The organism is Bacillus paramobilis, assembly GCF_038096195.1.
In the GTDB taxonomy this organism is placed as follows: Bacteria; Bacillota; Bacilli; order Bacillales; family Bacillaceae_G; genus Bacillus_A; species Bacillus_A mobilis.
In genome coordinates, this window is sequence record NZ_CP151108.1 from 1,989,744 (window position 1) to 2,010,260 (window position 20,517).

Annotated in this window: 20 protein-coding genes and 2 pseudogenes; 17 read left to right on the plus strand and 5 right to left on the minus strand. The window is 34.8% G+C overall.

The features are described from left to right. Window positions 1-22 precede the first annotated feature (22 nt). The 4 genes from AABL52_RS10215 (at window position 23) to AABL52_RS10230 (ending at window position 4,499) form a co-directional block, all read left to right on the plus strand. Window positions 23-742, plus strand: a complete 720-nt coding sequence (locus tag AABL52_RS10215) for a hypothetical protein (RefSeq protein WP_341519305.1) — start codon at window positions 23-25, stop codon at window positions 740-742. Between the two features lie 453 nt (window positions 743-1,195). After that, window positions 1,196-3,097, plus strand: coding sequence for an endonuclease MutS2 (locus AABL52_RS10220; RefSeq protein ID WP_341519306.1), 1,902 nt, complete (start codon window positions 1,196-1,198; stop codon window positions 3,095-3,097). Between the two features lie 6 nt (window positions 3,098-3,103). Beyond that, window positions 3,104-3,628, plus strand: coding sequence for a GNAT family N-acetyltransferase (locus AABL52_RS10225; protein WP_341519307.1), 525 nt, complete (start codon window positions 3,104-3,106; stop codon window positions 3,626-3,628). A gap of 160 nt (window positions 3,629-3,788) precedes the next feature. Then, a complete protein-coding gene (locus tag AABL52_RS10230; protein WP_341519308.1) occupies window positions 3,789-4,499 on the plus strand; it encodes a histidine phosphatase family protein in 711 nt (236 codons plus the stop codon). A 52-nt stretch (window positions 4,500-4,551) separates the two neighbouring features. Here the strand turns inward: AABL52_RS10230 and AABL52_RS10235 are convergent, their stop codons facing one another. Further along, complete coding sequence (locus AABL52_RS10235) at window positions 4,552-5,517, minus strand: quinone oxidoreductase family protein (protein WP_341519309.1); 966 nt, start codon at window positions 5,515-5,517, stop codon at window positions 4,552-4,554. Between the two features lie 126 nt (window positions 5,518-5,643). Here AABL52_RS10235 and AABL52_RS10240 point away from each other — a divergent pair, with 126 nt between their 5' ends. From AABL52_RS10240 to AABL52_RS10250, 3 genes and pseudogenes are all read left to right on the plus strand, one after another. Next, a complete protein-coding gene (locus AABL52_RS10240) occupies window positions 5,644-6,537 on the plus strand; it encodes a LysR family transcriptional regulator (protein WP_341519310.1) in 894 nt (297 codons plus the stop codon). A gap of 304 nt (window positions 6,538-6,841) precedes the next feature. Next, a complete protein-coding gene (locus AABL52_RS10245; RefSeq protein ID WP_016135073.1) occupies window positions 6,842-7,354 on the plus strand; it encodes a DUF2690 domain-containing protein in 513 nt (170 codons plus the stop codon). A gap of 17 nt (window positions 7,355-7,371) precedes the next feature. Further along, window positions 7,372-7,848: pseudogene (locus AABL52_RS10250) on the plus strand (DUF2690 domain-containing protein). Window positions 7,849-8,109: 261 nt separating this feature from the next. On the opposite strand, the gene AABL52_RS10255 reads toward AABL52_RS10250, so the two are convergent. Next, complete coding sequence (locus tag AABL52_RS10255; RefSeq protein WP_001235426.1) at window positions 8,110-8,646, minus strand: GNAT family N-acetyltransferase; 537 nt, start codon at window positions 8,644-8,646, stop codon at window positions 8,110-8,112. A gap of 504 nt (window positions 8,647-9,150) precedes the next feature. On the opposite strand from AABL52_RS10255, the gene AABL52_RS10260 reads away from it, so the two are divergent. Beyond that, window positions 9,151-9,912 (plus strand): CPBP family intramembrane glutamic endopeptidase, encoded by a 762-nt coding sequence (locus AABL52_RS10260; RefSeq protein ID WP_341519311.1) that lies wholly within the window; start codon window positions 9,151-9,153, stop codon window positions 9,910-9,912. A gap of 204 nt (window positions 9,913-10,116) precedes the next feature. Here AABL52_RS10260 and AABL52_RS10265 read toward each other — a convergent pair whose 3' ends face one another. Continuing rightward, entirely contained in the window at window positions 10,117-10,605 is a 489-nt protein-coding gene (locus tag AABL52_RS10265) for a DinB family protein (protein WP_016135070.1), read from the minus strand. A 205-nt stretch (window positions 10,606-10,810) separates the two neighbouring features. Between AABL52_RS10265 and AABL52_RS10270 the strand changes: the two genes are divergently transcribed. Together AABL52_RS10270 and AABL52_RS10275 are read left to right on the plus strand one after the other, a co-directional pair. Next, window positions 10,811-11,266 (plus strand): DinB family protein, encoded by a 456-nt coding sequence (locus tag AABL52_RS10270; RefSeq protein ID WP_341519312.1) that lies wholly within the window; start codon window positions 10,811-10,813, stop codon window positions 11,264-11,266. Between the two features lie 311 nt (window positions 11,267-11,577). Next, window positions 11,578-12,614, plus strand: a pseudogene (locus tag AABL52_RS10275) (DUF4003 domain-containing protein). Between the two features lie 83 nt (window positions 12,615-12,697). On the opposite strand, the gene AABL52_RS10280 reads toward AABL52_RS10275, so the two are convergent. Further along, a complete protein-coding gene (locus AABL52_RS10280) occupies window positions 12,698-13,462 on the minus strand; it encodes a DUF817 domain-containing protein (RefSeq protein ID WP_341519313.1) in 765 nt (254 codons plus the stop codon). Between the two features lie 277 nt (window positions 13,463-13,739). Here AABL52_RS10280 and AABL52_RS10285 point away from each other — a divergent pair, with 277 nt between their 5' ends. From AABL52_RS10285 to AABL52_RS10305, 5 genes are all read left to right on the plus strand, one after another. Continuing rightward, the gene (locus AABL52_RS10285) at window positions 13,740-14,774 is read left to right on the plus strand and encodes a FecCD family ABC transporter permease (protein WP_097843016.1); all 1,035 of its coding nucleotides are present in this window, start codon (window positions 13,740-13,742) and stop codon (window positions 14,772-14,774) included. Next, a complete protein-coding gene (locus AABL52_RS10290) occupies window positions 14,775-15,791 on the plus strand; it encodes a FecCD family ABC transporter permease (RefSeq protein ID WP_341519314.1) in 1,017 nt (338 codons plus the stop codon). Window positions 15,792-15,812: 21 nt separating this feature from the next. Continuing rightward, entirely contained in the window at window positions 15,813-16,721 is a 909-nt protein-coding gene (locus AABL52_RS10295; RefSeq protein ID WP_341519315.1) for an iron-hydroxamate ABC transporter substrate-binding protein, read from the plus strand. A 218-nt stretch (window positions 16,722-16,939) separates the two neighbouring features. Next, complete coding sequence (locus AABL52_RS10300) at window positions 16,940-17,491, plus strand: GNAT family N-acetyltransferase (protein ID WP_341519316.1); 552 nt, start codon at window positions 16,940-16,942, stop codon at window positions 17,489-17,491. Between the two features lie 99 nt (window positions 17,492-17,590). Then, complete coding sequence (locus AABL52_RS10305) at window positions 17,591-17,818, plus strand: hypothetical protein (RefSeq protein ID WP_001047302.1); 228 nt, start codon at window positions 17,591-17,593, stop codon at window positions 17,816-17,818. A 72-nt stretch (window positions 17,819-17,890) separates the two neighbouring features. Here the strand turns inward: AABL52_RS10305 and AABL52_RS10310 are convergent, their stop codons facing one another. Beyond that, a complete protein-coding gene (locus tag AABL52_RS10310) occupies window positions 17,891-19,216 on the minus strand; it encodes an ArsB/NhaD family transporter (protein WP_048543830.1) in 1,326 nt (441 codons plus the stop codon). A gap of 262 nt (window positions 19,217-19,478) precedes the next feature. Here AABL52_RS10310 and AABL52_RS10315 point away from each other — a divergent pair, with 262 nt between their 5' ends. Together AABL52_RS10315 and bshB2 are read left to right on the plus strand one after the other, a co-directional pair. Continuing rightward, complete coding sequence (locus AABL52_RS10315; RefSeq protein ID WP_098141620.1) at window positions 19,479-19,829, plus strand: YojF family protein; 351 nt, start codon at window positions 19,479-19,481, stop codon at window positions 19,827-19,829. A gap of 15 nt (window positions 19,830-19,844) precedes the next feature. Beyond that, window positions 19,845-20,507 (plus strand): bacillithiol biosynthesis deacetylase BshB2, encoded by a 663-nt coding sequence (gene bshB2 / locus AABL52_RS10320; RefSeq protein WP_000439468.1) that lies wholly within the window; start codon window positions 19,845-19,847, stop codon window positions 20,505-20,507. Window positions 20,508-20,517 lie beyond the last annotated feature (10 nt).

The following is a 20,517-nucleotide window of genomic DNA, read 5'->3' on the forward strand; positions in this document are numbered from 1 at the left end:
TAGTAGCAAAAGGAGAGGCAATATGAAAAGAACAATAATGAAATATAGCATAATGTTTAGTTTATTATTATTAACATCATGTGATATATCGGATGAAGAAATTGAACAAAAAGCACAAAGTTATACAAAATCGGAGCATGGTATTTCTGTAAAACTAGATCGAATTGAAATACCTAGTCAAGGTAAGGATTTTTTAGGACCAGATACACGAATCGCTTATGTACAGCAAGTAGCTGAACCATATTTGCAATTTCAAATATATTTCGATGGACGAACCTCTCCAAAGGTAAATAATGATAACTATAAAATAAAAAAAGAAGCGAATGATTTACGAGAAAGATTCAATACATATTATGAAGAAAAAGGGACTAATACTATACTTACTTTCGAGAAAATGCAAACAGGGGATACTGTTTTCGGTAAGGATGCAGAGAAAAAAATAGCGAAGAAGCATCCGAAGCATTATGTTACGGCGGTTTTCAGCAGTAATATCTTTTTAGATGTAAACAACTGTGCACATATGGAAACATTAGCTGGGGTTGCAAGAAGTATTCAGGAATTTAATAAAACGATTGAAGATAGTAAGAGTAGTGTGGATGATATAACGATTCAGTTGCCAAATGCTAATAAGGATGTATTACTACATATTGCGGTAGATTATATAGTAACGGCTGAAGATGCGAAAAAGACCCTTGAGAAAAAGGTTGATTATATGAAAGCTTTACAATCTGCAAGGGAATAGTTTGACACCTTTACTTCTCACAAAACATATAGTATGATGATTTCAGTAAATTAGATTTCAATGACTATAATATAAATTAATGAGAGGTGCTTTTTGTGAGTGCGGTAGGTACTAAATAGGAAAAATTTAATGAAATAAATCGGATAAGACCAGGGGATTTTTATGTATATCATACCCCTAATTTTGTCGTGGATTTATTTCGATACCTATGAAGATACCTACAATACTTTATAAAGCGTGTAATAGGAGGATTGCCATCCGTTTTTTATGGCTTATTTCCTCATATGTTATTACACATGCCTTGTAAATGTAAAAGCTGCGGTATCCCCGCAGCTTTTTTGTATATATTTTTAATGTATAAAAATGGTAATTTGATCATGTAGGGCTCATTGGAATCTAATGAGTAGGTATCTTCATTTATGATAAAAATCAATCATAGTGAGGAGAAACATAATGAATACGATGACTTTTGAAAAGTTACAATATAACGAATTAAAGGAAATAGTGAAATCTTATTGTGTAAGTGGATTAGGTAAGGAATTATTAAATAAATTAGAGCCGAGTACGAGTATAAGAGTAGTGAGGAATCGCTTGAATGAAACGACAGAAGCACGAGCTATAGTAGATGCAGAAGGGCATGTTCCTTTCTTCGGTATTTCAAATATTGCAAGTACAATTCAAAAATTAGAAAAAGGGATGATTTTAGATCCTGAAGAGTTAGTAAGTGTTGCAGACTTTTTACGTGGATGTAGAAAGATTAAAAAGTTTATGCTAGATAAAGAATTTTTTGCGCCGGTATTAGCTTCTTATGCAAATTCAATGACTGAATATAAAAGTATTGAAGAGGAAATTAACTTTTCCATTAAAGGCAACAGTATTGATGCAGCTGCTAGTAAAGAGTTAAAACGAATTCGCAATAATATTGATTCGGTAGATGGAAAAATAAAAGAGCGTTTAACGAAGTTTTTAAATAGTAGTGCAAATAAGAAGTATATTCAAGAATTCTTTATTAGTAAGAAGGATGATAGGTATACGATTCCAATTAAATCTTCTTATAAAAATCAAGTTGCGGGAAGTATAGTTGAAGCGTCCGCTAAAGGTTCTACTGTATTTATAGAACCGCATACGGTTACAAAGTTAAATGCGGAACTCGCAAGTTTGAAAGCAGAAGAAGCGATGGAAGAGTATCAAATTTTAGCGACTTTATCAGGTATGGTGGTAGAAAATATTTATCATATAAAAATTAATATGGAATTAATTAGTCAGTATGATATGGTATTTGCGAAAGCGAAGTTTAGTAAATCAATCGATGGAATAGAGCCGAAATTAAATGATCATGGCTACATTCATTTAGTAAATTGTAAGCATCCGCTTTTAAGTGGGAAAGCAGTACCGTTACACTTTGAAATCGGTCAAAACTACCGTAGTTTAATTATTACTGGACCAAATGCAGGCGGGAAAACAATTGTATTAAAAACAATCGGATTGTTGACTTTAGCGACAATGTCAGGCTTGCATATTGCTGGAGATAAAGAAACAGAAATTGCTATTTTTGAACATGTATTTGTAGATATTGGTGATAATCAAAGTATTGAAAATGCACTAAGTACATTTTCATCACATATGAAAAATTTATCTGAGATTATGAGGATGTCAAATAATAATACGTTGCTATTATTTGATGAAATAGGAAGCGGGACTGAACCGAATGAAGGAGCAGCACTTGCAATTTCTATTTTAGAGGAGTTTTATCTTGCAGGATGTATTACAGTTGCGAGTACGCATTATGGTGAAATTAAACGATTCTCAGAAATGCATGATGATTTTATGAATGCAGCGATGCAATTTAATAGTGAGACACTAGAACCACTTTATAAATTAGTAATCGGTAAATCAGGTGAAAGTAATGCGCTTTGGATTGCGAATAAAATGAACGTAAGAGAGCGTGTACTACAAAGAGCGAAAGAGTATATGGGAAATAAAGAGTACGCTCTAGAAAAAGTGAATGAAAGTAAAATTAGAAAACCGAAATTCGTGCAAGAAAAAAGGGAAAACCATTATGAGTACAAAATCGGCGATCGTGTAAATTTATTAGATTATGATGATTTTGGTATCCTTTATAAGGAAATAGATAATTTCTATAACGTCGTTGTATATTATAACGATGAATTCGTTGAAGTAAACGTAAAACGTATTACTTTAGAGGTAGCGGCGAAGGAGTTATATCCAGAGGGATACGATGTAAATACACTATTTGTCGATTATAAAGAAAGAAAAATGCAACATGATATAGAGCGCGGATCGAAAAAAGCGCTTCGCAAAATCCAAAAAGAAATAAGAAAGAATAGAGGATAATATGGAATGGTAACGATTAGGCAAGAACAACAAAATGATTATAAAAAAACAGAAGAAGTTGTACAACAAGCGTTTTTACATGAAGAATTTAGTGATAAAACAGAACATGAACTTGTAAAACGTATTAGAGAATGTGACGCATTTGTTCCGGCGTTATCAATTGTTGCAGTAGATGAGGAAATCGTTGGTCACATTATGTTATCGAAAATTACGATAGAGAAAGGTGCAACTTCTGTAGAATCGTTAGCACTTGCACCAGTATCAGTTGCTAGGGGCCATCAGAAAAAAGGAATTGGCGGCAAACTGATTGGAGCTGCGTTAGAAAAAGCGATAGAACTTGGATACGGATCAGTTGTAGTATTAGGACATCCAGAGTATTATCCGAAATTTGGTTTTAAGAAAGCGAGTGAGTGGAATATAAAAGCACCATTTGAAGTGCCAGATGAAGTGTTTATGGTGATTGAGTTAAGTGAGAACGCTCTGCAAGGTGTAGAAGGAATTGTACAATATTCGAGTGCTTTTGCTGAGTAGGAGTATCAGTTAAGAAATGTAATCATAAAAGATGCTATCTTTTTGTAGAGATATACAGAAAGATAGCTTTTTTTATTAAGAAAATTCACTTGCGTATATTTTGCTCAATGAATAATTAAGATGGTAAAATTGATATAGAAATGTAAAGGGAGAGAAGAGAATGAAGAATCGAGAAACAGATAGCAATGAGAATGTAGTTACGTTATATGTTACGAGACACGGAAAAACAATATTAAATACGAATCATCGCGCGCAAGGTTGGGCAGACTCTCCATTAGTAGAAAAAGGTGTGGAAGTTGCCTCTAATTTAGGAACAGGATTAAAAGATGTTCCTTTTGCGAATGCGTATAGTAGTGATAGCGGCCGAGCGATTGAAACTGCTAATTTAGTATTAAAATATAGTGAGCAAACAAAGTTGAAACTTAAGAAAAGAAAAAATTTACGAGAATTAAATTTTGGTATTTTTGAAGGTGAAAAACTTGAAAATATGTGGGATGTGGTTGGAAAAGCTGCAGGCGTTGCATCACCAGAAGAACTTATGAAGTTTTCGATTCAAGAAGTGATTAATCTGATTAGAGCAGCAGACCCTACGAAACAGGCGGAAGATTGGGAATTATTTTCTACTCGTATAAAAGCAGAGATTGATAAGATTAGTGAAGAAGCTGCTGCAAATGGTGGCGGTAACGTTTTAGTTGTCGTTCATGGGCTTTTGATTACTGCATTAATTGAAATGCTAGACAGTAGTAAAACAAAACTTGGAGTAGAAAATGCTAGTGTGACGAAGATTGTATATAAAGACGGAACATACACAGTCGAGTTGGTTGGGGATATGAGTTATGTTGCAAAAGGTAAAGAAAGTGTGGAAATATAAAAATAAGAAAAGGAAGGTAGAGAAATCTAGCTTCCTTTTCTTATTGGAACGATTATGGGATTAATAAAATCTTCCCTGTGCTTTTTCTGCTCTCTAATAATTTATGTGCAAGAGCACCATCTTGTAAGGGGAATCTAGTAGGGCTCGCAATGTTTAATTTGCCAGTAGTGATCCAATCAAATAATTGAGTAGATCGCTTTTTACGTTCTTCATACGTAGTAAGCACGTTCCAAAGGTCTCCGCCAGTTAAAGTTTTCGAAGTATCCATAAGCATACGTGGATCAACGGGCGCGGGATTACCACCGGCCATTCCGTAAAATACGACAGTACCACCAGTTTTAGTAGCGTTAAAACTTTCCTCTAACGTAGAACCTACTGATTCATATACAACATTTACTCCATCACCGTTTGTTATTTCAATTACTTGTGTATGCCATGCCTCGCTATATAAAAATACGTGATCAGCACCAGCTAACGTCGCTATCTTTGCTTTTTCTTTTGACGACGTTAGGCCGATTACTTTTCCGCCTAGTAGTTTAATTATTTGAATAAGAAGTTGCCCAACCCCACCAGCTGCAGCGTGTATTAAAGCTATATCACCTTGTTTTATTTGATAGCTACCTTTCGTTAAATAATGTGCTGTTAATCCTTGTAATAAGACAGAAGCGGCTGTTTCAAAAGAGATATAATCTGGAAGCTTAATTACTTTCTCAGACGGAACAGCAACTAGCTCTGCATTTGCAAATGGGACATCAGCAAATGCAATACGGTCTCCAGGGTTGATATTCGTAACGTCAGCTCCTACTTTTTCAACAATACCAGCTCCTTCATAACCTAATATATATGGCGGATTTCCAGCGAGATGATAATCGCCGCGGCGTCTATAAATATCAGCGAAATTTAAACCGATTGCTTTCGTACGGATAAGAATTTCATTTGGGTTTATGATTGGATCATGTATTTCTTTATATTGTAGTACATCTGGACTTCCAAATTGTTCGAAACAAAGTGCCTTCATATGGAATACCTCCATTTTTATTGTTGTTTGTCGATGCTCTTTATCATACAATACAAATATCAATAGACAAAGAGGATTATTTTGATGAAATCAATCGGAAATATCGATTGAAAAGAGGGGCGATAAATGGAGATAAAACAATTAATTACATTTAAAGTAGCGGCGGATACTTTGAATTTTACACAAACTGCGAAGAAATTAAACTTTGCTCAATCGAGCGTAACGGCGCAAATTAAAACGTTAGAAGCTGAGCTAGGTACGCCGTTATTTGAAAGATTAGGAAAACGTCTTTTTTTAACTGAAGCAGGCAGAAAGTTTCAATTATATGCCGACAAGATGATTGCACTTAGTAATGAAGCGAAAATGGCTGTGAAAGATGATAAGGAAATAGCAGGTACGTTAATAATCGGTGCGCAAGAGAGTCAATGTACATATAGGCTACCATCTATATTAAAGAGGTTTAAAGCGCAATTTCCTCAAATAAAGCTTATATTTAAACCAGCACATTCCAATAAAGATGCGAAGGAACAATTGATGGAGGGAAAAGTCGATCTTGCCTTTATTTTGGACGAATGTAAAACAGAAGATGCTTTACATGTGGAGCCGCTTATGAAAGAAGAATTAAAAGTAGTAGCTGCTTCAGGGCATCATTTACTCGAGCAAACTTCCGTTTCTATAAAAGATTTAGAGAGGGAAACACTTTTGTTAACAGAACTTGGTTGCTCGTACCGAACTTTATTTGAAGAGCTATTTCGTACAGAAGATGTGTATCCAGCAAATAAAATTGAGTTCGTTAGTGTCGAGGCAATTAAACAATGTGTTATTGCAGATTTAGGAATAGCAGTTTTACCAGCAATAGTAGTAGAAAAAGATATACGAGAAGGGACGATACAAGAGTTACATTTAGAAAATGTAATTTTACCGATTTATACACAAATTGCTTGGCATAAAGATAAGTGGATGACAGCTCCGTTACAACAATTTATTGATGTGACGAGGGAGTTTTTTACGACGGATTAAGTGGAGAAATATTTATTTTATATAAAAGAAAAAATGGCACTTTTGCATAGAGAGAACCGATGCTTGCATGTAACAAGTATCGGTTCTTTTATGTTTTAAATAAAGAATGCTATAAAATGTGTATTTCTCAACTTTTTTTCTTACAAGGATAAGTAAATTTCTTCGTATATTCCAATAACCATAAGGGAATTTACAACGTTTATTCGTTTCTGTAAGATGCCTCTAGGTGGAATGAAAGGAGGGGCGTACATAGGGGATAGATTGTCTTTATTATACGTACTTATTTTGAGGGAGGAGATTTACAATGTTTAAAAAGCTAATGAAAGTATGTGTGTTAAGTATAGCTAGTGTAGGGGTATTATTTAGTTTTCAAGGAAGTACATTTGCAGCTACCGATCTTAGTAGTTATTATGACGGGAAAAATCCAGCAACAACGAAAGTATACGGAGGCAGTACAACGTGTGATGCAGATGGATTTAATGCAAAGTCTACAGCGGTGTACGAAGGTAGTAAAAAAGTAGGGACAGTATATTTACGTTACAGTAATAAATGTCACGCAGCATGGTCTAAGCTTGTTTTAGATCAACCAGCCCCTTCTGTTTCTGGAGGGATATATGCTTACGCTGTTATTAATAAATATAAAAACGGTGTATTTCAAAAATCAGTAGACTCTAATAGTGGTAATGGAGCAATTAAAACAGGTCAAACGAGTACGTATACAGGAATGGTATTTGATTTAACTGCTGATTTTGGTTATACAGCTGATGCTGAAGCGGTGACGATTAATAATGGTTACGGGAAAACTGGACGTTATTAATAAAGGAGTGGAATTCTATGAAACTTTTTAAAAATGTGGGCGCATTTCTTTTTCTATCTGTGTTCGTTTTAACAAGTATGTTTAGTACGACCAGTAGCGATAAAGCATATGCAGAAGACCATTCGTATGATGGGAAAAGTCCTTACTATAATAGTTGTGATTAATCAGCAGTAACGAAAGAAAAGAAGTGGATTGATTCAAATTCTTATGTAGAATTAAAATTTAGCACGACGTGTAAGACAGCATGGGCAAAAGTTACTGTAACCCGCCCAGCAGTTTATAATAATGAAGCTGATGCAAGGATTGTTAGAAAAACAGATGGAAAGGCATATACTTGCGGAAGTGCTGGAGGAAATGGTGTTGTAAATAAAGGGCAAACATCATGCTATACACCAATGGTATATGATTTAGATCCAAGAAAGGCACAAGCGCAAGGGAAACATGCTATTCCGAATAGTGATGCATATAATTATGCGGAGACAATTTGGTATTAATATAATACATGTGTTAAGAGCTATTATTTGATATAAAAATGAAAGAGCCTTACTGCATTTTATCCCGCATTAACGGGCAGTAAGACCCCCACCTCAAAATTCAGCGAAAGCAAAGAAGTTAGATGGGGGATCAACTGCCCGTAAAAGCCCGATTGGTTCAACTAATAATCAGTGGGGGATGAACAAAGCCCCCACTGATTAAAGTTTCACTTTATTGTGGTAAGGTTCTTTAAAGTTGTTTAATAGTTTAAGAACAGTTATTTACAATGATATATCTTTATAATCACTTTTAAGTATTGCCATAATAATTTCATCCGAGTATGTATCGTTATAAAATAAAGATTGACGTAAGGTTCCTTCTTTTACAAACCCAACTTTTTCATAAGCTCTAATTCCGCGTAAATTATGGCTAAACACTTCTAACTGTAAACGATTTAATGATAGTTGTTCAAAAACAAAACTTAAAACTATTTTAATAGCTTCAGTTCCATAGCCTTTTCCTGTTAATGACATAGAAAGCATCGATATTCGGAAGCCTGCTCTTTTGTTACCCTCATCGATATCTAAAATCGACAACTCTCCAATCATTTCGTCATTGCTTTGTAAACAAATAGCAAAATCGTAGCGACTCGAATCATTATTTATATGAGCTATATGTGTCTTTATTTGTTCCAATGAAAAAGTAGGTTTGGTTCCAGTCATATAACGTATCTCTGTATCCATCGTACTTTCTAATATAATTGGGGCATCTAGTTCGCAAAGAGGTCTTAAATAAATTCTTTCACTCTCTAATCTCATTATAATTTTCTCCTTTAGTTAGTAATTGAATGTATAAATACTTAAACTTTCTTCAATGTGTTACATAAAAAATATGAATCTTAATTCGATGTTACATGAATTTTATAATGGTATGGTATACCTAAAACAAATAATAAAAGTTTTATACATAACAAAATGTATCCACGAGTTTTTTATAGATATTTTAAGCTGAAAACAAGCATGTACCATTAATCTGCATCGTAGTTCAACAAGAATTAAATTATTTTATCGTCACTTTAAAAGCGCATGTTTTTATCGTTTTTCAAAATAAGCCCTTTCTTTTTGTTATTTATTCTTCCTTTACGAATAGTAAGACTCCACATTCGAATTGCGAATGAAGCAAAGTAGGTAGGTGGAAGTGGGCTCACTCATAAAAGCCTGATTTTAGTATGGATGTTCCTTTAGTGTTTTTGGGATAATTTAACATGAAATATTTTCTTTTATCCAAATTTATGCTGTAATTAAAACAAAGGAGGTAAGTAAATGGGGAATGAGATTAAACGATATGTAATATGTACTTTAATATTTACATGGACACTTTGGGGGTTATTAATTAGCTTGATAAGATTAAACATTACGACATTTGGTACACCGCTAGCGATTATACTATTTGTTTTCGGTGGGATTATGCCGGCAATCATTGCGATTAGTCTAAAGAAAAAATATGGATCACAAGAGGAGTTTAGAAGTTTCATTAAAAATATTGTAAATCCTAAGCATCACTTTGCATGGTATATTCTAATCATTATTCTAGCTTTTATTAGCTGTTATCTTCCAACAATATTTGGTGGAGAAAAGGTGCAAAAACCATTATACGTGGCATTACTTAGTTTTCCAATAATGATCGTTGGTGGTGGTCTTGAAGAAATTGGATGGAGAGGATTCTTACAACCTGCCCTTCAGAAAAGATTTTCGGCATTTTTTAGTACGGTTATTGTGAGCTTTATATGGGCAATTTGGCACTGGCCGTTATGGTTTATTCCAGGCACGAATCAAACTCAAAGGGATTTTATAGCCTTCATAATTACGACAATTGCTGTGTCTTTCTTACTTACTACAATTTTTAACGCAACTAAAAGTATTTTTATGTGTCTAATTTTTCATGCGCTTCTTAATTCTTTTTGGAGTGTGTACGTGCCAAATGATAAAGTGTTACTAGCAATTCCAACTTTAATTTTCGGAATTTTCGTTTTTATGGTGTATGAAGTCGTAATAAAAAGAAAGAACCTTTTATTGATTAAGTAACTCAAATAATAAAAGGAAAAATATTAATATATTTTTTATGGATATGAAACTAATCAATAAGAACACGACACAAACATAATTAAAATAACATACAAGTTTGTGCCGCAAAAAAATTGCAGAACTATAAACAACATCAAAAAGAATGAAGAGCCTTTTCGTATATAAACAATGCTAACGACAGTTATAGTAGTTGAGTTGTTAGAATTAACTAAGATCTGTATCAGGAGGAGTATATCCAAGGTGACGAGTCATTGATACAATTTGTCCTTTATGGTGAAACTCATGAGTCTCTGTATGAGTTAAAAGCCATAGCGGAGTTGTGCTCCAAGGCTCTTTTTGCCATTTCACTTCATTTGCTATATTTTCGAGCCACCGGTCATTGTATTCATCTAAAAAACGTATTACAACCTCATCTACTAACTTAAATCTATCACGGACTTTCTCGATATCTGCATGCTCAATTTCATAATCACTAGCAAATGAAAAATCTGCCCGTTTTTGCTTGAATGCGAATGATCCAAGCCAGTATCGGTAGCAATCGGCTACATGAATATGCGTCTTTATAATGCTACCGCTTCCGAAATTTGGAACAGTGCTATGTAATTTTTCTAGTGGGATTTCTCCCAAAAATGTAAATAGAGTTTCTCTTGTAGAGCTAATAAGATTATATTGTTGTTTTAACACATGTAACATGAAATTAACACTCCTCTTTTATTTACTAAACTATTTGTGTAGTAAGTAATTCTATATATACGAGAGGTGAACCTTTTTATTATTTTTACTAAGCATATTAGATGTATTTCTTCATTGTTTCTGATAGATTAAACAAGGTGAAACTTTAATACATTGAACATTTTTAGTTCATAATAAATTGTACATCAAGAAGGAGAACGATAAAATGAATAGACTAGTTGGTTTAAAACAATTTGAAATAACGCGCGGTGCATTACTTAAATTTATGGAAACGTTAGATGATAAAACTGCGGATACGCAGCCAGAGGGATTTAATAATACAATTCGTTGGCACATTGGTCATGTGTTAACAGCAGCGGAAACATTCATGTTTGGAAGAGAGTTTAAACAATTACCAACGGAATATCCAGGTATGTTTGGATATGGATCAAGGCCGTCTAAATGGAAAACAGAAGGACCGTCATTAGAAGTATTAACGGTCCAATTAAAAGAACAAGCAAAACGTATTAACGAAATTCCAGCAGAAGCATTTGAAAATAAACTTCCAGAGCTATTCCTAGGATTGGAAACAGTAGGGGAGCTATACGGTATGATGCTTTATCATGAAGCAGATCATATTGGGCAAATGAAGGCGATGGAACGTATTATTAAGGCTCTTTAGTTTTTGGTAAAGTGTAATTGCATATAAAAAACGAAATTACAAATGTTTTGTCAAAATTGAGGTGTAAGTAGTTACAACCTTATTTTTCACAATACAGGTGTAATGTGAAATAATATATAAACAAAAAGGGTAGATAATTTATTATCTATCTTTTTTTGTTGTTGAACTTCTTGAAGGATTATGAACGCTTGCCATCGTGATACTGATGAAGTAGGAATAGTTATTATTTTTTGTTTTACATAATAGAAAAATATTGAAACTCATACAGAAATAAGGTTGCAAAATCCGTATGAAATAGGGTGTTCCTAAATATGGAATATACGTATAATAATAGAGAAGACTAGAAATAGGGGTGAATACTATGATTACATTAGAACAAAAGTTGGAGCAATACACACATACATATGGACAGTTAAAGGGAGAGCTAAAATGGAAAACGAGTGATTCTCGAACAGGTATGATGATTGCTGCTATGTATACAGGTAGTGATAAATTGTTTGATCTTGGACGTTTTTTAGAAATTAGTAGTTATATTAAGAATCAGGTGGGGATGTTTTCATACTTAAAGTCTTATCATCGCTTTGTGGTAGCCGCAACTTTAGATATTCACTTTACAGATTATAAGAAAGCTTTTCGGAAGTTTTTAGATTTATATGAACAATTAGTCGCTGGTGGTTTTAGCCGGAGTATATTTACTTATCTCGCAGCAGCTGTGCTTTTAACAGAAGAAAATGAACAGCATGGCACGCACATTCAGCGTTCGATGCAAGTATATAAACGGATGAAAGAGGATCATCTTTTTCTTACAGGTACAAATGATTATCCGCTCGCGGTTTTACTAGCAGGACAATTAGAGAATGTAGAAACACTTATGGACCGAGTGGAACGTCTGTATCAGAAACTAGCGAAAGCTGGTTTGCGTAAAGGGAATGATCTTCAGTTTTTAAGTCACATTCTTTCACTAAAGAAGGATGTCCGTGAAGAAATGTTAGTTGCAACATGTACAAACATATGGAATTCGTTAAAAAAAGAAAAGGTAAAAGTGAAACAGATGCATTATCCAGCAGTTGGGCTACTAGCGTTACTTGAGGATGGAGAAAAAGAGATTCATTCTATTAAAGCATTGATTGAAAAGTTGCAGGGGGAGAAATTATTCCGTTGGCATACAGATGCGAATATTCTTATTGCTATTCAATTGTTCGTAAGTCAGAAAGGTGAGGAAAGTAAAGCTACCAACACAGGTTTACAAACTATGATAGAAGTCCTCATACAAGCACAACAAGCAGCTATGATGGCAACGATTGCCGCTTCATCTGCAGCGACATCTTCTGCTAGTAGTAGCTCATAATGTGTAACTCCTTTAATAAGGAAGGTAAAAAAGCCCATCACTTTTTAATGAGTGATGGGCTACCTGTTTTTACATAATCAGCGTTATCTTTTCAACGCCTTCAAATGTTTAAGTTGTGTAACAATCATAATGCTAATAACAACGAGTAAAAACCAGGAGCTAATTTTGCTTAAGTGAACGAGATTCCACGCTTCCCGCTGATTTGGATATTGCCATGCTCCGAAAAATGTTGCGATGTTCTCTGCAATCCAAATAAAGAAACCAATAAGGAAAAAGGAGAGAACGAGTGGCATTTTATATGTAACGCCTTGTAATGAAAATTCTACAAATGTTCGAAAGAAAACGATGAATAATAGTAAAGTTAATACCCATCTAAAGTCATATAGAAAATGATGTGTGAAAAAATTAAAGTAAATCATTGCTCCTAGAGGTATTGCAAAAATAGCCCTTGGCCAATGATGCATTTGTAAATGCAATCTTCTCCACGCTTGGCATATGTAACTGGCAACACTTGCATACATAAAACCACTGTAAAGCGGAACTCCAAAAACTTTTGAATATGCTTCTTCCGGATAACTCCATGAGCCGAAATGTACTTTATATATTTCTAGTAGAAGGCCGATGAGATGGAAGATAGTAATTACTTTTAATTCGTCTTTCGTTTCAATTCCAGTTTTGTACATAATCCACTGCATAAGAAGACATACGATGAGTATGAAATCGTAGCGGTATAACCCTGGGATAGAAATGATTTTTGATAGGGCTAGTGTTAAGAAAATAACGACTGGGAATAAGCAAGATAATGCTTGCTCGTAAGTGAAGTGTAGTAGTTGTTTTGTATAGAACATTGTGTCACCTTCGATGTTTTTTGTTAGAAAACTCAAAATAATGATTAAGTATACTACAATTTTAAAAATAATCCAGTAGTCTATTTTGCGTGTATTTGTAAGTTTTGGAAGGGAATTGTAATAATTATTTTAATATTGTAGCAAAGTAAAAAAATAGTTTGCTATTTAAAAAGAGTGGAGATATAATATCTAAATGAAAATGATAATTATTATCAATAATAATTATAAATTAAAAATAATTATAAAAAACAACGGAATATAAAGGATGAAATGAAACATGTTACATAAGTCTGCTGTACATGCTGGCAATAATCGCTGGATACATATTAAGTTCATTTGTTTCATGAGCTTAACAATTTTATGTTTAATCGGATCTATATTTTTAGCTATTGCATTCGGTGCAAAGGATATCCATTTGCAAACTGTATGGACAGCGATTTTTGATTATAATCCGAAAGTAACGCAGCACCAAATTATTTATGAATTAAGGCTTCCAAGGGTAATTGGTGCAACAGTGGTAGGAGCAGCTTTTGCAGTCGCAGGGGCAGTTATGCAAGGAGTAACGCGAAACCCTTTAGCTGATGCAGGTGTGCTTGGGATAAATGCAGGTGCGATGTTTGTAGTTGCACTTAGTTTTGCCTTTTTCCCGCATATGCCATATTCCTATTTAATGATTGTTTCCTTTATTGGAGCGGTTTTAAGTACAGTACTCATTTTTATTATCGGATCAGCAACATCAGGCGGATTAACACCGATGAGGTTAACGATTGCAGGGGCAGTTATGGCCGCACTGTTGCATTCGTTAAGTTCAGGTGTCGCAATTTATTATGATTTAAGTCAAGATTTAGCATTTTGGTACGCTGGTGGTGTTGCAGGGGTTAAGTGGGAACACTTGAAATTTTTAGTTCCTATTATTCTCATAACAACTGTTTTTGCGACAGTGATAGGGCGGTCTATTTCACTCATATCAATGGGGGATGACGTCGCTACGAATTTAGGAGTAAAAACGAACCGAACGAGAATACTAGGGATGATTATAGTAGTCATTCTTGCAGGTGTATCTGTTTCAGCTGTTGGTTCTATCGGATTTGTAGGACTTGTTATTCCGCATATTGCTAGAAAATTAGTTGGTGTGAATTATCGACTCATTATCCCTATGTCAGCGTTATTAGGGGCTATGTTATTAGTTTTAGCTGACTTAGGGGCAAGAACAGTAAATCCTCCTAAAGAACTTGCGATAGGAATTATGGTAGCTCTTGTTGGAGTTCCGTTCTTCCTCTATATAGCACGTAAAGTTGGGAGGGAGCTATAAGTGAAGGATCTTTTGAACACAGATAAAAAGAGAGCTATTACTGTAACTACAATTTTTGGTTGTATTAGTATCGCTGTCATTTTAATTAGTTTAAATACAGGGACACTAAGCATAGCGCCACTTAAAGTAATTCAAACACTTTTCGGTTATGGTGATTTTGAGAGTGCAACCGTGCTATATGATTATCGTATGCCAAGAATTATAATTACAATGTTAGCCGGTATTGGCCTTGGGATTTCCGGTGCGATTTTGCAAGGGTTATCACGTAATGTACTTGCAGACCCTGGTATTTTAGGATTACATGCAGGTGCATCTTTCGGGCTAATTATATTCGTTACTTTCTTTCATTCTATTAATGAGAATGCATCGATTTTAATACCGTTATTTACATTTGGCGGGGGAGTACTAGCTGCATTTTTAATTATTATACTTGCGAGTGACCGGTCAAAAGGTTTACTTCCTATTAGACTTATTCTCGTTGGTATTGCTGTTTCAGCTGGATTTAGTGCGATTTCGTTATTTTTCTCTCTCAAGTTAAATGATGAGACGTATACATTCGCTTCTAGGTGGTTAGTTGGTAACGTATGGGGAAGGGATTGGATTCATGTCCTTGCATTATTACCTTGGATTTTCATACTAACTCCATATGCATGGCTAAAATCTAAAACGTTAAATGCATTGTCACTAGGTGATAGTGTGGCAGCAGGACTTGGTGTTTCAGTTCAAAAGGAACGGTTATTACTTTTAGCTACAGCGGTTGGATTATCTTGTGCGAGTGTATCGATGGCAGGAGGGATTGGTTTTATCGGTTTAGTTGCTCCGCATATTGCAAGAAAGTTAGTGGGTACTACCTATCAGCATTTCCTTCCGCTCGCTGGCATTATTGGAATGATTATTTTAGTACTAGCAGATACGATAGGTCGCTCTATATTTGAGCCAAACTCTATTCCAGCTGGTGTAGTAGTGGCGGCTTTAGGAGCACCGTATTTTCTTTATTTACTTACAAAAACAAAATAAATACTTCAAAGAGGAGAACATATGAAAAAGAAACTTACTATTTTATTTAGCATGATGTGTATTTTAGTATTAGCAGCATGTGGTCAAACGAAATCCAATGAAGAGGCAACGAAAAAAACGGAAAAAAGTAATGATCCAAAAATCGCCTCTATGTCCATTCACTTAACGAATAATTTACTTGCATTAGGAATTACACCAGTAGGTTCTGTTATTGGTGGAGATTTAAAAGATTTCTTACCACACGCAAAAGAGCAGTTGAAAGATACGAAGAAACTTGGTGTTGTAACAGATCCAAACATGGAAGCGTTACTTCAATTAAAGCCAACTGACATTTATGTTGATGAAAAATACGCGGGCAAAGATTTAGCGAAATACGAAAAAATTGCAAAAACACATTCTTTCAACTTAGATGAAGGTACGTGGAGAGATCAGTTAAAACAAGTTGGTAAACTTGTAAACCGTGAGAAAGAAGCGGATAAATATATTCAAAATTACGAAGAGCAATCAAAACGAGTAAAAAGTTTAATAGATAAAGAGTTAGGTAATAACGAAAAAGTAATGGCAATTCGCGTTACTGCAAAAGAATTACGAGTATTTAGTACGAAAAGACCGATGGGACCAATTTTATTCCAAGACTTAGGATTACAACCTGCAAATGGTGTAGAGAAAATTGATGGAAACCGTCCTTTCGAAGTCATTTCACAAGAAGTATTACCTGACTTTGATGCAGATGCTATTTTCGTTGTTGTAAATAGAGACGATAAGGCAAAAGCGGCATTTAAACAACTTCAAGAAACACCAATCTGGAAAGACTTAAAAGCAGTTAAAGGCAAGCACGTATACATTATCAATGACCAACCATGGCTTGACTATTCTGCTTTAGGTAACAAAATGGCAATGGACGAAGCGGAGAAAATGTTTACGAAATAATATAGTTTTGCTATTAAGAAAGGCCCTCTAAATTTTGGGGCCTTTTTGTTATTGTTAGAATAAATAAAAAATTATACAATGAATTTAATTGAATTCAAAGGAGATGTGCCAATGTCAGCGCTTATTGTAAGTATCCCGTTTATAAAGCAGTTTATGGAACAAGGGGATAAATAGGCTAGAATAATTATCCCCGTTACTTAATAAAGGGGGAGTTTGAAATGACAATGAATCTTTTTCAAAATAAATCAATTAAATTATCAGCTATGAGAGAAGCTGATGCGGCAATAATGGCTATGTGGCAAGAAGATAGTGAGTATTTAAGGAATATAGATACAGATGTAGCATTCCCGCAATCGATACAACAAATAGTAAGTGATGGTCTATTAAAGGGGCGAAGATCGAATAGTGTTTCTTTCATGGTAAGGACAGTTCAAGATGATCGCTTAATTGGTTTTGTTGCAATTCATGGTATAGAGTGGAATAACAGAACGGGTTTATTAGCAATTGGTATAGGAGATGCAAATGATAGAGGGAAAGGATATGGAAGAGAAGCGATCCATCTTATCTTAAAATATGCTTTCTATGAATTAAATTTGCACCGCGTTGGTCTGGATGTTATTTCTTATAATAAAGCTGCTATTGAGTTGTATAAAAAGATAGGTTTTCAGATAGAAGGCTGTATGAGAGAAGCAGTTCAAAGGGATGGGAAGTGTTTTGATCGTATTATTATGGGGATATTGCTTGATGAATGGATAGAGCTGCAAGGTTAGAAAGTACATTCAAAATTATATATGTAGTATGCAGGAGATATAATGATAATTGGCGAAATTTTACAGTGTACTGATTGAATTTATAAGGAGCTATGCAAAATGAATTTAGAAAAAGCAAAACCAGTAAATGAAGAGGTCGCTGAATTGAAGGAACTAATTAAAGAATTACACGGAAGTGTACATCAACTTCAAAGTGAAGTGCAGCAACTAAGGCACGAAAGACCGGTTGTTGAAGTGAGAAAAGGTGTTCAATTATCGCCAGCAATCGTTGGACAAATTGGCGGTATGATTTTAGGTGGTTTAGCAATTATAGGTATATTTTGGTGATGAAAAAAAGGTATGCAGCATAGTGCTGCATACCTTTTGTATTTGACGATATAATTTCATGCAATACAATGTCTACATTAAATAACGTAAATAAATGTAAGCATGTGATAACAATAGCGCAATGATTGTTAACGGTAAGCCAATTTTTAAGAAGTCCATATACGAGAAAGCATGTCCTTCACGTTTTGCAATACCAGCAACGACTACGTTTGCGGATGCTCCGATTAATGTTCCGTTTCCTCCTAAGCAAGCCCCAAGTGATAACGCCCACCATAGTACTTCGATTTGCGGAGAGTCGACAGATAGTCCGAGTCCTGTAGCTAAATCTTGAATAAGCGGGATCATCGTTGCGACAAAGGGGATATTGTCAATTGTCGCAGATGCAATGCCTGATACCCATAAAATAAGTATCGCAGCGAAACCGATATCGCCATTTGTTACGTCGAGTACTTCTTTTGCGAGTGAAGAAATAAGTCCGATATCAATTAACCCGCCAACGAGAACGAATAGTCCGGCGAAGAAGAAAATGGTTACCCATTCAACGTGGGCAAATACATCTTCAATATCATGTTCTTTTACGCCAATTAGCATAAGAAGTGTAGCGCCTGTCATCGCGATAACAGCAGCGTCTACATGAATAATCGAATGAAGTACAAAGCCTAAAATAGTTAGTCCTAAAATTGAAATGGATTTTAAAAGGAGGCTTTGATCTTTAATATAATCTTTTTCGTTCAATGCCATTAATATTTTAATTTGCTCAGTAGTTGTTTTTAGTTTGTTACGATACATAAAGTAAATAATGCCAAGTGTAACGATAGAAATAATAATTACGATTGGAGCTAAGTTTAGTAAAAAGGCATTAAAGTCTAAATGCTTATTTGCTGACCCAATCATAATGTTCGGTGGGTCACCGATTAATGTTGCTGTTCCGCCTATATTTGAAAATAGCACTTCTGAAATCAAATAAGGAACAGGGTTTACTTTTAAAATACGTGTAATGGATAGTGTAACAGGTACGATTAGTAAAACGGTCGTTACGTTGTCCAAAAAGGCAGAACCAACAGCAGTTAATAAGGATAGTAATAATAAAATGCGGATTGGTTTTCCGCCAGCTGCTTTTGCTGCTTTAATGGCCACAAATTCAAATACGCCTGATTGACTCGTAATATGTACGAGAATCATCATCCCAATTAAAAGGGTGATCGTTTCCCATTGAATATGTGATGTGAAAGCGGTATGTAAATCTACAACTCCAAAAATAATCATAATAGCAGCGCCGAATAGTGCAATTACAGCACGATTCAATTTCTCAGAAATAATAAATCCGTACGTGATTAAAAATACGGCAATTGCAAAATAATATTGCCAATTTGCTACTTCATGTGCTGATTGTTCCAATCATGTCACCTTCTTTAAAGTATGTATTCAATTGTCGAAATGTATCTCGCTATATTAATACGGGATAAAATATATTGTAGCAAATTCAAAAAAGAAAGAAAACTATTTAACAAAGTGAAGGAAAAAATATGATTTTTACATATCATATAAAAAATATAAAAAACACAGTGCAAATTATTAGGAAAAGTGAGCATTGTCCTCTAATATAGAGATAGCAATTTACATTATTTTTGCGTAAAATGGTTTAAAGAGGTGAATTCCGATGGAAATAGTAAAAGATAGTTCTCTTATTCAAAGTGAAATTGAACGTTTTGTAAATAAAGATGTATATATTCATTTAGAAACAACGAACGGAGCGTATGCGTCACACTTTAACGAAAAGATGATGACAGTTGGAGCATTCATTCGAAATGCAATTATTCGCTTTGAGCGCGGGAAGATTACTGGAACGAATCCATACCGAGTTGGTTTGAAAATGGATCATGGTTGGGTATATGCAGAAGGTATTACGCACTGGGAAGTAGACGATAAAGAGCGTTTATTACTTGCAGGGCATGATAATCAAGGTCGCTTAGCAGTTGCACTTGAGTTAAGCTTAACACCATTTAAGTAAGAAGGAGGGAAACTTATGGAGAGACATGTACTTGTTGTATTTCCGCATCCAGATGATGAAGCATTTGCGGCGGGAGGAACAATTCGCTTATTAACAGATCAAGGAGTACCTGTAACATATGCGTGTGGTACTTTAGGACAAATGGGACGTAACATGGGGAAAAACGTATTCGCTAACCGTGAAACGATTCCAAATATCCGTGAAAAAGAATTAAAAGATGCATGTGAAGCGATGGGAATTCAAGATTTAAGAATGCTTGGTTTCCATGATAAAACGTTAGAATTTGAAGATGTTGATTTCGTTGCAGATAAAATTGAAGCAATCATTCAAGAAGTAAATCCATCTCGAATTATTACATTTTATCCAGAGCACGGTGTACATCCAGATCATGATGCATTTGGCCGCGCAGTCGTTCGTGCTGTATCACGTATGCAAAAAGAAGAACGTCCAGTTATTCATGCAGTTGCGATTACGAGAAATCGTGAAGCTGTATTAGGTGAGCCGGATGTTGTAAATAATATTAGTGAAGTATTCGAGCATAAATTAGCTGCACTAGGTGCGCATCGTTCACAAACAGAAGCGATGTTAGAAGAAACACATGCAAAAATCAAAAATAAAGATGCAGCAACTTTAAAATGGCTGCAACTTGAACAATTTTGGACTTATAAATGGGAGTAGGCTAGAAGGA

What these genes read in the sequence shown, in the direction of transcription:
- AABL52_RS10295 (WP_341519315.1), top strand. Translation starts at nt 15,813, where the DNA reads ATGAAAAAGAAACTTACTATTTTATTTAGCATGATGTGTATTTTAGTA.
- bshB2 (WP_000439468.1), top strand. Translation starts at nt 19,845, where the DNA reads ATGGAGAGACATGTACTTGTTGTATTTCCGCATCCAGATGATGAAGCA.
- AABL52_RS10245 (WP_016135073.1), top strand. Translation starts at nt 6,842, where the DNA reads ATGTTTAAAAAGCTAATGAAAGTATGTGTGTTAAGTATAGCTAGTGTA.
- AABL52_RS10280 (WP_341519313.1), bottom strand. Translation starts at nt 13,462, where the DNA reads ATGTTCTATACAAAACAACTACTACACTTCACTTACGAGCAAGCATTA.
- AABL52_RS10265 (WP_016135070.1), bottom strand. Translation starts at nt 10,605, where the DNA reads ATGTTACATGTGTTAAAACAACAATATAATCTTATTAGCTCTACAAGA.
- AABL52_RS10220 (WP_341519306.1), top strand. Translation starts at nt 1,196, where the DNA reads ATGAATACGATGACTTTTGAAAAGTTACAATATAACGAATTAAAGGAA.
- AABL52_RS10240 (WP_341519310.1), top strand. Translation starts at nt 5,644, where the DNA reads ATGGAGATAAAACAATTAATTACATTTAAAGTAGCGGCGGATACTTTG.
- AABL52_RS10305 (WP_001047302.1), top strand. Translation starts at nt 17,591, where the DNA reads ATGAATTTAGAAAAAGCAAAACCAGTAAATGAAGAGGTCGCTGAATTG.
- AABL52_RS10285 (WP_097843016.1), top strand. Translation starts at nt 13,740, where the DNA reads ATGTTACATAAGTCTGCTGTACATGCTGGCAATAATCGCTGGATACAT.
- AABL52_RS10315 (WP_098141620.1), top strand. Translation starts at nt 19,479, where the DNA reads ATGGAAATAGTAAAAGATAGTTCTCTTATTCAAAGTGAAATTGAACGT.
- AABL52_RS10225 (WP_341519307.1), top strand. Translation starts at nt 3,104, where the DNA reads ATGGTAACGATTAGGCAAGAACAACAAAATGATTATAAAAAAACAGAA.
- AABL52_RS10235 (WP_341519309.1), bottom strand. Translation starts at nt 5,517, where the DNA reads ATGAAGGCACTTTGTTTCGAACAATTTGGAAGTCCAGATGTACTACAA.
- AABL52_RS10270 (WP_341519312.1), top strand. Translation starts at nt 10,811, where the DNA reads ATGAATAGACTAGTTGGTTTAAAACAATTTGAAATAACGCGCGGTGCA.
- AABL52_RS10215 (WP_341519305.1), top strand. Translation starts at nt 23, where the DNA reads ATGAAAAGAACAATAATGAAATATAGCATAATGTTTAGTTTATTATTA.
- AABL52_RS10230 (WP_341519308.1), top strand. Translation starts at nt 3,789, where the DNA reads ATGAAGAATCGAGAAACAGATAGCAATGAGAATGTAGTTACGTTATAT.
- AABL52_RS10260 (WP_341519311.1), top strand. Translation starts at nt 9,151, where the DNA reads ATGGGGAATGAGATTAAACGATATGTAATATGTACTTTAATATTTACA.
- AABL52_RS10300 (WP_341519316.1), top strand. Translation starts at nt 16,940, where the DNA reads ATGACAATGAATCTTTTTCAAAATAAATCAATTAAATTATCAGCTATG.
- AABL52_RS10255 (WP_001235426.1), bottom strand. Translation starts at nt 8,646, where the DNA reads ATGAGATTAGAGAGTGAAAGAATTTATTTAAGACCTCTTTGCGAACTA.